Genomic DNA, 10,046 nt, shown 5'->3' on the forward strand with positions numbered 1-10,046 from the left:
AACGCGCGGGCGCAGGCCGGTGATCAGCGGCGTAATTCGAAAGCGGCTCTGGCCATCGACATCATTGCCGCCCATCCTGTGATTTCGGCCTCGACTTTGGCCGCGCGGCTGTCGGTGTCGGTTCAGGCGGCGTGCGTGCTGCTGGAGCGGTTTGGTGAACGAGGGCTGGTCGTCGATGTGACCCGGCGCTCGGCGCGGCGGCTTTTTGCGCTGAAGGATCTTGCGCCTCTACGGGACACTGTACAGCCACGAGCGCAAGTGATGTCAGGACGAAGGCGGGGGAGACCACGGGCGAGTGCCGATACCGACGATAGTAGCATTGAGGGAAAGGGGACTGTGCACGATTTTATGCCTGTCGAACAATGGGCTCCGGATTATTCTGAACTGGAAGCGGCAATAACCGAGATTGACTGCCTGATGACGAAAATCTGTTTATAAATGGAATTGGTGGGGCATTACGTAAAAAATCCTGTTCCACGAGAATTTTATCAATTTTTGTGTGTAGTTTTTCTTCGTCGGTTCGGCTGACCGTGGGATCAGGCACCATCTTCTCGGGAAAGTGCGGTATCATTTCCTCAATCGGCTATGGCGTTAGCTGCGCGATTATCATCTGGAGGGTTCGAAAAACTCTCTGGTTTTGGGGCTCTCTGTGTGATTCCATCTATTGGGAATGGTCGAAGATGAAGCAGCCGGGTTTCTTTGATGTTGAAGAACGCTTTGCTCAATTGAGCGGGTTAGGTGACCAACTCGAAGCGTTTTCCCGGACTGTGGATTTTGAGGCGTTTCGCCCCGATCTGGCCAAGGCTCTGTTTTACGCCGACGGCAGTAAAGGCGGTCGTCCGCCGTCTGATCCGGTGCTGATGTTCAAGATCCTGGTGATCCAGACGCTGAACAATTTGTCTGATGAGCGGACAGAGTATCTCATCAACGATCGCCTCTCCTTTATGCGTTTCCTTGGTCTGGGACTTTCAGATCGGGTGCCTGTCGGGAGCCTGATGCCAAAACAATCTGGCTGTTCCGTGAACGCCCGACACAGGCGGGGGCCATTGAAAGACTGTTTGAGTGCTTTGATGCGACCCTACGCAGCGCTGCTTATCTGCCGATGTCGGGCCATATCCTGGATGCCACACTCGTGGCTGCTCCAAAGCAGCGGAACACCAATGCAGAGAAAGCCGATCTGCGAGCAGGCCGTATTCCCGAAGACTGGCAGGACAAGCCGTCAAAGCTGTCGTACAAGGACAGGCATGCACGATGGACGCTGAAGTTCACGAAGGCGAAGCGGCAGGACGATGGAACCATGCCGTCGAGTGATCTCGCTATCCCATTCTTTGCCTACAAATCCCACGTCTCCATCGACCGGCAGTATCGGTTCATCCGGAAATGGAAGACAACAGACGCCGCCGCCAGTGATGGCGCGCGATTGAGAGAGGGGCTGCTGGATAAAGCCAATACGGCCTCAAGCGTCTGGGCTGATACAGCGTATCGCTCAAAAGCCAATGAAGACTTCATGGAAAAGCAGGGCTTTGTCTCAAAGGTTCACAGGAAGAAGCCGCATCTCAAACCCATGCCACTCCATATCCAGCGGTCCAATGCACGAAAGTCCGTGATCCGATCCCGCGTCGAGCATGTCTTTGCTGACCAGAAATCGCAAATGGGTCTGTTCGTCCGAACTGTCGGTATCACCCGGGCCATCATGAGGATCGGCCTGGCCAATATCGTCTATAATATGCGCCGCTTCCTCTTCCTGGAGCGGATCAGCGCGAATGCATAGCAATCCAGCGGGGGGGGGGCAGCACTCGATCGCTCAAAACGCAGACCGAAAAAAACTCAAAGAACCGTCAATCAAAGCCCCAAAAATCTGAAATCACCAGCCAAGCGTATCAATCAAGGGTTCTTCGATACCTCCAGATTACAACCCCTTTGGGAATCTTTCACGATCCACTGAGAGCAGAAAGCCCTCTAAAATAAAGATGGAAAGGTATTTATGGTTATTTTTAATCATTGCTTCGTTAGAAACTTATATTTGCCGTGATTCCAATTGAATACAAGAATATCACTGATAAAATTCTACGGTGTTTTTAATATAAATTTTTAGCTCTTCAAGTAGCAATCGAACGCTTTTTTTTATATGATTCCGCGATGGTAAAACTGCATAAAGCGGTACAGACTCACCTTTATATTGTGGTAAAATTCTTATCAAATTCCCATTTCTTAAACTTTCATACGCGTCACTGTATAGTTTATATGCAATACCTTCCCCCGATAAAGCCCAATCATGTACTATTTCCGCATTGTTGCTACTTAATGCCGGCTGCACGCTAACTACATGTGATGTTGTTTCATTCTCAAGTACCCATTGATTTATTACTTCCATGCTTTTGTAACGACGCAAGCATAGACACGTGTGCTTTTGAAGGTCTTCAAGTGTAAGTGGCTCACCATTTTTTTCTATATATTCCGGCGACGCACAAAGGACTTTAACTGTCGTCGCAATTTTTGTCACTATCGCCCCATTTGAGTCAGGCAAACCTAAACGAATAATTATATCCAGATAATCATCAAAATCATAAGATCCTTCAGATGCTACGGCCAAGTTGAGTTGTAGTTGTGGGTGTTTTTCGAAAAAACTCGCAATAAACGGTGCTAGCTTGTGTCGTCCTAACTCTAAAGGCGCACCGATACTAAGTGAACCTTTGAGCGATTGATCAGACTGTATAACCTCGGACTCAAGTCGCTCATTTTCCTCGACAATCTTAAGTCCACCATCATAATATATCTGTCCACTATCACTTAGGTGGAAATGACGGGTATTGCGTATGATAAGGCCAATACCAAGGCGCTCTTCAATTTTAGCTAATCTTCTGGAAACCGCAGCCGATGACACACTTAGACGTCTACTGGCTGCAGTTATGCTTCCAGCATCAACCAAAGAGACAAAAAACGCAATATCAGTTAGATCATCAAGAGCCATCTAACGCATCCTCGATTACGTAAAGGAGGGACTTATAATCGTTACGTAGATACCGTTCCATTCATTTTTATTGCGTTTGCCGCAATAGTCATTTGCGTCACATGGGTCTGGTTATTTTTTCTTCAGTGTATATTTAAACATATATTCAAAAATTGTTGTTGAGGACCCAAGAGTGAGCATTTCATTGCCTGTAATCACTGAGCCCGATGTCAACCTCGCACAGAAGATTGTTGGTACGTGGAAGCTTATGTCTTACCGCGTTGAACTGCAGGCTTCTGGTGAGTTTATCAACGCAATGGGTAGCCACCCGCGTGGGCGAGTTATTTTCACCGGTGATGGTTGGGTCGCCTTCAATTTGGAAGGTAGTGATCGTAAACCTGCTAATACTGAAGAAGATCGTGCTAGCCTCATGAAGACCTTAGTAGCCTATGTTGGTCGTTACAGAATAGAGGGAAATCAATGGGTTACTAGTGTGGAAACCGCATGGGCACCAGAGTGGGTGGGAACTGAGCAACGGCGTAACGTGACTATAACTGGCGATATAGCGGAAGTTGTTACCCCATGGAGAAAAATGCCTAATTGGGCGAAAAATCAAATGTCACGAAGTATTATCAAATTTACTCGCGCGTAATGACACAATGATGTTGCGCTTCGTTAGAAAAACACATTTTGCAGAAGTTTCTATTATTGTCATCAGCGGCGAGGATCTGATTGACTACCGTACAAGAATAGAGAAATTTTTGCAAAATAACGGCTTGGATATGGATGCCCGTATTGCAAAGTTTGTAGTTGCTATGAATGATTATGACGCAAACATCGTCGCGTGCGCTGGATTAGATGGGAATATTGTAAAATGTGTTTGTGTTGATCAAACATATAGGGGTTCGGAATTAAGTCTCGTTATTGGAACGGAGCTTGTGAAGCAAGCATTTCAGGACGGGCATGATGATCTTTTTTTGTATACAAAAGAAAAAAACAAGCAGCGTTTTAATGGATGGGGGTTTTCTCCTCTTGTTGTTACTAAGGGGGGAGTAACATTTATGGAATACAATAAGAGAAAACTAGAAAACTATTTGCAGTCTCTGCGGTCTAAAAGGACAAGTGGAACACGCGTAGGTAGTATAGTGATGAACGCAAATCCATTTACAAAAGGTCATCGCTATCTTGTAGAGCGGGCTGCGGCCGAGTGTGATTGTGTCCATGTGTTCATGGTCAAAGAGGACGTTTCTTTTTTCCGTTATAAGGATAGGTTTAGATTAGTAAAAGATGGTCTTCAGGATCTAAGTAATGTAATTTTACATCCTGGTTCTGACTATATTGTGTCACACGCTACATTTCCTCAATATTTTATTAAAGATAAACATCAGGTGAACCGGCAGGCCTCTGCTGTTGATGCCCTGATGTTCAGGCAGTATATCGCTCCAGCATTGGGGATTTCCGTTCGTTACGTTGGTAGTGAACCAATTGATGAGACAACATCAATGTATAATTGTGTTCTTAAAGAGTATTTAGAATTGCCGATGGGTAGTGAGCCACCCGTCGAGCTGAGAGAGGTGAAAAGATTGGAGTGCTGCGGGTCAGTAATCTCCGCATCTCGTGTTCGAGCACTTATGAAATCGGAATCCATTCGACCAATAGAGGCCTTGGTTCCGAAAAATACTTTTGTTTTCATAGAGAAATATCTTATGACCAGCCAGAAACAAAAGGAGTTTCTGTAATGAATCTTATACAAAAAGGTATCGCGGGAACATTAGAATCCAGCGATATTCTGGTTATCATAAATCCACAAGCAGGTGGAGGAGTGCAACTGTCACTACAAAGTAAAGTAGAGAAGCAGTTTGGAGCCACAATCCGCAGGGTGATTGTAGAAAAATTAGAAGCCCTTGGCGTTACCGATGTCGTTGTGGATGTCAAAGACCAAGGAGCTCTTGATTGCGTTATCGCGGCTCGTGTTCAGGCTGCGGTCTATCGAGCAGCAGGTGTCGATAAAGTAAATTATGAGGTGTTGTCGTGAAGCTGCGACGGAGTATGATGTTCGTTCCAGGAGATAATGCAGGAATGTTGTCTAATTCCTATATTTATTTACCTGACTCAGTAATGTTCGATCTTGAGGACGCAGTTAGTATCGCTGAGAAGGATACAGCTAGGCTTCTTGTCTACAATACTTTGAAAGCCAAAATTTATGGAGATATTGAAACCGTCGTAAGAATTAATGGCGTGGATACCCCATTTTGGGAAGCCGATTTGGAGATGGCAGTTCGTGGTGGCGCTGAGGTTATTCGGTTGCCTAAAACCGAAAATGTTAATGAAGTAAAAGAACTTGAAATTAAAATTGGAAAAATAGAAAAAGAGTGCGGAAGAGAGTTTGGAAGCACTAAAATAATAACTGCTATAGAATCTGCTAGTGGTGTTGTAAATGCCGTTGAAATTGCAGCGTGTAGCTCAAGAATGGTAGCGATTGCGCTCGCCGGATTTGACTATCTTGTTGATATGCAAACCGAGCGTAGTTCAGGTACAGAACCTGAGTTGTTTTTTGCTCGAGCGACGGTTTTGCATGCGGCAAGAGCTGCCAAGATTGACGCTTTTGACGTTGCCTACGGCAATGTAAACGACGAAGAAGGTTTCATGAGAGAAGTAAATATTGCCAAAAATCTTGGTTTTAATGGAAAATCTCTCATTCATCCGAGGCAAATTGAATTGCTGCATAAAGCGTATAAGCCGACGCAGCCGGAACTTGATCATGCAAAAAAAGTAATTGAGGCTGCAAAAACTGCAGAAGAAAAAGGTCTCGGCGTTGTGTCTCTGAATGGCAAGATGATTGATCCGCCTGTCATCCAGGCCGCCCAGCGCGTTATTCTTCTGGCTGATTATTCCTGAGGTATAGACTATGTCATACGATAAAAAACATGTGGAAAGCTTTTCCGCAGAAAATGGGTATAAAAAATTTCGTGGTGTGTTTGCAGAATCACCACAATTAGAAAGTAACGAAGAAAAGCACCATAGAAAGATATTTTCTTCGATAGAGAGCGCCGTAGCAGCCTCAGGGTTAAAAGATGGTGGAACCATTTCATTCCATCATGCCTTTCGTGAAGGCGATAAGGTGCTGATGAAGGTTGTAAAAGTTCTGTCTGATCTGGGTTTTAAAGATTTAACAATTGCCTCGAGCTCATTGTTAAACTGTCATGATGGTCTGATAGAGTATATAAAAACAGGCGTTATTACTAAGATATTCACCTCCGGACTTCGCGGAGAACTTGGCGAAGCTATTTCAAACGGACTAATGCAGACACCGGTTCAGATCCATTCTCATGGTGGCCGAGTGCATTTGATCCAGTCTGGTGAACTTGCAATCGATGTGGCGTTTTTAGGTGTTGCTTCGTCCGATGAGTTTGGCAATGCTAATGGTAGCCATGGACAACTCAGCTGTGGTTCATTGGGATACGCCAAAGTCGATGCACAACATGCAAGGTATGTCGTTGTATTGACACAAGAACTGGTCGATTTTCCTAATTATCCGGCCAGCCTTTCTCAGGATCAGGTCGATGCTGTGGTGACGGTAGAGGAAGTTGGTGATCCTTCATTAATCAGCGTCGGTGCGGCACGACTTACCAAAAACCCGCGGGACTTGTTGCTTGCAAGGATTGCAGCATCCGTCATTGAGCACTCAGGTTATTTTAAGACCGGTTTTTCTTTACAAACGGGGTCGGGGGGAGCTGCAACAGCGACGACTATCTTTCTGGGTGAAAAAATGACGCAACAAAATATCAAAGCGGGCTTTGCTCTAGGAGGCGTAACTGGTTCCATTGTTGATTTACTCAAAAAGGGCATGATTGGAGCGATCGCCGATGTTCAGTCATTTGATATTGATGCCGCCCAGTCGTTGCGTGACAACCCGGCACATAATGAAATATCCGCAAACCAATATGCGAATGCTTCGTCAAAAGGTGCGTATGTGGACCGTGTTGATGTGGTTCTATTAAGTGCGTTGGAAGTTGATATCGACTTTAATGTCAATGTTCTGACGGGTTCTGATGGCGTGTTGCGCGGTGCTTCTGGCGGACATTGCGATGTGGCGGCCGCAGCTAATTTGACCGTTATCGTAACGCCGTTGCTTCGCTCTCGAATTCCCTGTGTTGTGAACAGTGTCAATACAGTTGTAACACCAGGACAAACTGTGGATGTTGTTGTGACTGATCATGGTATTGCCGTGAACCCGAACAAGCCTCTCCTTGAGAAGAGACTCCGTGACGCCAGATTGCCCGTGATGAATATTAGTAGTTTACGTGATATTGCTATTGCTAGAGCTGGGACGCCAAAACCGATTGAATACCTTGATAAAGTGGTTGCCATTGTACGTTATCGAGATGGCACCGTGTTGGATGTAGTTCGGCAGGTTAAGCGGTAATGATGGGGCGGGTCTCCGATTCTGATGGTGCTATTGGAAGTCCTGCCTCTTTTGATTCCATATTATTGTCTCGTGAATCAAGAGTAAAACGACAATATAACTTGTTGAAACGATACAACCTCCCGATAATTTCTGTATCTACTATTTCTCCTGGGCCGGAAAAGCTTACAGAAATTTATAAAAATGTTTTTTATGTCGCACTTAGAGAAATAAACGCTAGATTTAACCGTGATGGTCCTCAGGTAGTTAGCCAGAGCGTCTCATACTCGGCGTCCGGCCCGGAAGCCCAGTACGTAATACAATCTGAGGATGCCGTCAGTGTCAAAAAAGCGACGGTGGCTCTTGAGGATCAACATCCATTAGGAAGGCTTTGGGACTTGGATGTAATTGCTCCTGGGATGACGGTTGTTTCGCGCGATCAGCTTGACTTGCCTCCACGTCGTTGCTTGGTCTGCTCGAGGGAAGCCCTTATCTGTGCGCGTAATCGAACGCATTCACTTGATAAGCTAACTGCTCAAATCGAACAGATTGTTAGAGCGTTTGAGAGCGAAGGTGAGCGGTGATGCTTAATGATAGAGTTTGCCGGTGCGCTCGAAATGCGCTGTTGCGTGAAATAGACCTTACACCGAAACCCGGGTTGGTAGATCGGAACAATAATGGGTCTCATATTGATATGGATTACAATCTGTTCTGTATTAGTATTGAAACCATAACTCCGTTTTTTGGTATTTTTTGTCAGTACGGTCGTGAGACAGCTTTTAGTGTAGCACATACTACCCTCCCGGGGCTTCGGGAGATCGGCATAAAATGCGAAAGACAGATGTTAGCGGCAACAGATCGTGTCAATACTCATAAAGGCGCTATTTTTTCTTTGGCATTATTGTGTTGTAGCGTTGGCCGCTTGGAGGCGCGGGGAGAGATTGCCGATATAAGTAATGTTTGTCGAGAAACTTCGCTTATATGTAGAAAGATAATCGAGACAGACTTTCATTTGGCAGCTGAAAAAACTCCCCAAACATCTGGAGAAAAAATATATCGGCGGTATGGTCTTGCAGGGGCAAGAGGAGAGGCGGTTTCTGGTTTCGAAACGGTACGTTTACATGCATGGCCAACGTATAAAACGTCCATGAGAATGTATAATTCACGTGAAAAATCTGAACTTATTGCTCTAATATGCTTAATATCGAGAAATAATGATTCAAATATTATTGCAAGAGCGGGTTTGACTGGCCTTGATTTTGCGCGTGGCAGAGCTTTTAGGGCGCTGTCGATCTTGGAAGGCAAGGGGTACGAAGATTTTTTAAAAGATGTATGGGCGATGAATGATGAGTTTATGGCTCTTAATATTAGTCCTGGCGGCAGTGCAGACCTTTTGTCCGTTCTTGGTTTTTTTGAAAATATTGACCAAGATATTTCTTGTGAGGCAGTATGTTAGAGACTATTTGTGGCGCAATATTCCCGATTGTTTTATCGATGGTTCTCGGGTATTTGGCAGCCTCGGCGGGAATGTTTAATAGAGATCAAGCGACGGCTATGAACCGTATGGTTCTAAAGTTTGCCTTGCCTCTAGATTTGTTTGTTGGAATCTCCAGGATTGATCGTCAGCAAATTTTGAATTCACAAGCTTTTGCTGCGGTTATTATCGGATGGATGATTGTAAGCTTTTTATTAACTTACTGTCTGTCGAGATTTATTTTTAAACGCTCCGTGTCATTAGCTACACTTCAGGCTCTTGCTGTTGGTAATCCTTCAGTGCCTTTCGTAGGCTCTGCAGTTCTTGGTTTTTTGTTTGGTGGTAAGAGTGCGCTGGCGGTCTCACTAGCCAGTATGACTATTAATGTTGTATTGATTCCAATAGTATTTTTTCTTTTGGCTGGTGATAATGAAGAAACTATGGGCGGGTCTGGTGGATGGCTCGAGCATCTTAAGCAGGCGTTTAAGCAGCCAGTTGTTTTGGCACCACTGGTTGCTTTTTTCTTGGTTTTGTCAGGTGTCCCTGTTCCAAAAATACTAAACACATCCTTTGTTATGCTGGGAAAATCTACCGGTGGCGTGGCGATGTTTTCGGCAGGTATTCTTCTGTGCCTTATGCGTCCTGTAATAAATAAAATGGTTATAACTTCGGTTTTTATAAGGAATATTGTATCTCCACTATGTGCGTGGGGTTTGGCGTTGGCATTGCATCTTCCGTCTTTTTATTTGAGGGAAGCTGTTATTACATTCGCAATGCCTTCAGCCTCTATAATTGTAATTCTATCCAGTCAGATTAAAAAAGGCGAACAAGAAGCAGCGTCGACAGTGTTCTTGTCAACGGTTGTTGCTATTTTCACGATGGGTGCAATGATTGCACTAACGGCTCCTTGAGCAGCATAACGAATGTGGAGGGTTCGAAAAACCCTCTGTTTTTGATGTCTGCTCTGTGATTCCATTTTCCTTGCGTTGATTGGAGTATGGATCATGAAGCAGGCGGGATTTTTTGACGTTGACGAGCTGCTTGCCCGGCTGAGCGGGCTTGGTGATCAGCTCGAAGCATTTTCCCGGACTGTGGATTTTGAAGCGTTCCGTCCTGATCTGGAGAAGGCTCTGGCCTATTCAGATGGAAGCAAGGACGGGCGACCGCCGTTTGATCCGGTGCTGATGTTCAAGATGGAGGGTTCTAAAAACCCCCTG

At 45.3% G+C, this 10,046-nt stretch carries 9 protein-coding genes and 3 pseudogenes; 11 read left to right on the plus strand and 1 reads right to left on the minus strand.

Annotated elements, in window-relative coordinates; all coding sequences use genetic code 11:
* Both J2D75_RS13775 and J2D75_RS13780 read left to right on the plus strand, forming a co-directional pair.
* Window positions 1-438 (plus strand): annotated as a pseudogene (locus tag J2D75_RS13775) (hypothetical protein); the annotation flags it as partial.
* A gap of 242 nt (window positions 439-680) precedes the next feature.
* Window positions 681-1,771, plus strand: a pseudogene (locus J2D75_RS13780) (IS5 family transposase).
* A 282-nt stretch (window positions 1,772-2,053) separates the two neighbouring features.
* Here the strand turns inward: J2D75_RS13780 and J2D75_RS13785 are convergent.
* Window positions 2,054-2,971: a LysR family transcriptional regulator gene (locus tag J2D75_RS13785; protein ID WP_207855370.1), complete on the minus strand. Its 918-nt coding sequence runs from the start codon at window positions 2,969-2,971 to the stop codon at window positions 2,054-2,056.
* A gap of 172 nt (window positions 2,972-3,143) precedes the next feature.
* On the opposite strand from J2D75_RS13785, the gene J2D75_RS13790 reads away from it, so the two are divergent.
* The 9 genes and pseudogenes from J2D75_RS13790 to J2D75_RS13830 all read left to right on the plus strand — a co-directional run.
* Window positions 3,144-3,602: a lipocalin-like domain-containing protein gene (locus J2D75_RS13790; protein ID WP_234395290.1), complete on the plus strand. Its 459-nt coding sequence runs from the start codon at window positions 3,144-3,146 to the stop codon at window positions 3,600-3,602.
* A gap of 7 nt (window positions 3,603-3,609) precedes the next feature.
* Window positions 3,610-4,689 (plus strand): [citrate (pro-3S)-lyase] ligase, encoded by a 1,080-nt coding sequence (gene citC / locus J2D75_RS13795; protein WP_207855371.1) that lies wholly within the window; start codon window positions 3,610-3,612, stop codon window positions 4,687-4,689.
* The gene (gene citD, locus J2D75_RS13800; RefSeq protein WP_207855372.1) at window positions 4,689-4,985 is read left to right on the plus strand and encodes a citrate lyase acyl carrier protein; all 297 of its coding nucleotides are present in this window, start codon (window positions 4,689-4,691) and stop codon (window positions 4,983-4,985) included. The genes citC and citD overlap by 1 nt, the downstream gene beginning before the upstream one ends.
* A 14-nt stretch (window positions 4,986-4,999) precedes the next feature.
* Window positions 5,000-5,848, plus strand: coding sequence for an aldolase/citrate lyase family protein (locus J2D75_RS13805; protein WP_243428774.1), 849 nt, complete (start codon window positions 5,000-5,002; stop codon window positions 5,846-5,848).
* Window positions 5,849-5,858: 10 nt separating this feature from the next.
* Entirely contained in the window at window positions 5,859-7,376 is a 1,518-nt protein-coding gene (gene citF / locus J2D75_RS13810; RefSeq protein ID WP_207855374.1) for a citrate lyase subunit alpha, read from the plus strand.
* On the plus strand, window positions 7,376-7,939 hold the full coding sequence (citX, locus tag J2D75_RS13815; protein WP_207855375.1) for a citrate lyase holo-[acyl-carrier protein] synthase: 564 nt from the start codon (window positions 7,376-7,378) through the stop codon (window positions 7,937-7,939). The genes citF and citX overlap by 1 nt, the downstream gene beginning before the upstream one ends.
* Entirely contained in the window at window positions 7,939-8,811 is an 873-nt protein-coding gene (gene citG, locus J2D75_RS13820; RefSeq protein WP_207855376.1) for a triphosphoribosyl-dephospho-CoA synthase CitG, read from the plus strand. Before citX ends, citG begins: the two co-directional genes overlap by 1 nt.
* Entirely contained in the window at window positions 8,805-9,740 is a 936-nt protein-coding gene (locus J2D75_RS13825; RefSeq protein WP_081773596.1) for an AEC family transporter, read from the plus strand. Before citG ends, J2D75_RS13825 begins: the two co-directional genes overlap by 7 nt.
* Before the next feature lie 90 nt (window positions 9,741-9,830).
* Window positions 9,831-10,046 (plus strand): annotated as a pseudogene (locus J2D75_RS13830) (IS5/IS1182 family transposase); the annotation flags it as partial.

This window comes from Acetobacter suratthaniensis (genome assembly GCF_017377745.1).
GTDB lineage: Bacteria > Pseudomonadota > Alphaproteobacteria > Acetobacterales > Acetobacteraceae > Acetobacter > Acetobacter suratthaniensis.

Excerpts from the sequence above, each read along its gene's own strand:
- citG (WP_207855376.1), top strand. The coding sequence starts at position 7,939 with ATGCTTAATGATAGAGTTTGCCGGTGCGCTCGAAATGCGCTGTTGCGT.
- citF (WP_207855374.1), top strand. The coding sequence starts at position 5,859 with ATGTCATACGATAAAAAACATGTGGAAAGCTTTTCCGCAGAAAATGGG.
- J2D75_RS13805 (WP_243428774.1), top strand. The coding sequence starts at position 5,000 with ATGATGTTCGTTCCAGGAGATAATGCAGGAATGTTGTCTAATTCCTAT.
- citX (WP_207855375.1), top strand. The coding sequence starts at position 7,376 with ATGATGGGGCGGGTCTCCGATTCTGATGGTGCTATTGGAAGTCCTGCC.
- J2D75_RS13825 (WP_081773596.1), top strand. The coding sequence starts at position 8,805 with ATGTTAGAGACTATTTGTGGCGCAATATTCCCGATTGTTTTATCGATG.
- citC (WP_207855371.1), top strand. The coding sequence starts at position 3,610 with ATGATGTTGCGCTTCGTTAGAAAAACACATTTTGCAGAAGTTTCTATT.
- citD (WP_207855372.1), top strand. The coding sequence starts at position 4,689 with ATGAATCTTATACAAAAAGGTATCGCGGGAACATTAGAATCCAGCGAT.
- J2D75_RS13785 (WP_207855370.1), bottom strand. The coding sequence starts at position 2,971 with ATGGCTCTTGATGATCTAACTGATATTGCGTTTTTTGTCTCTTTGGTT.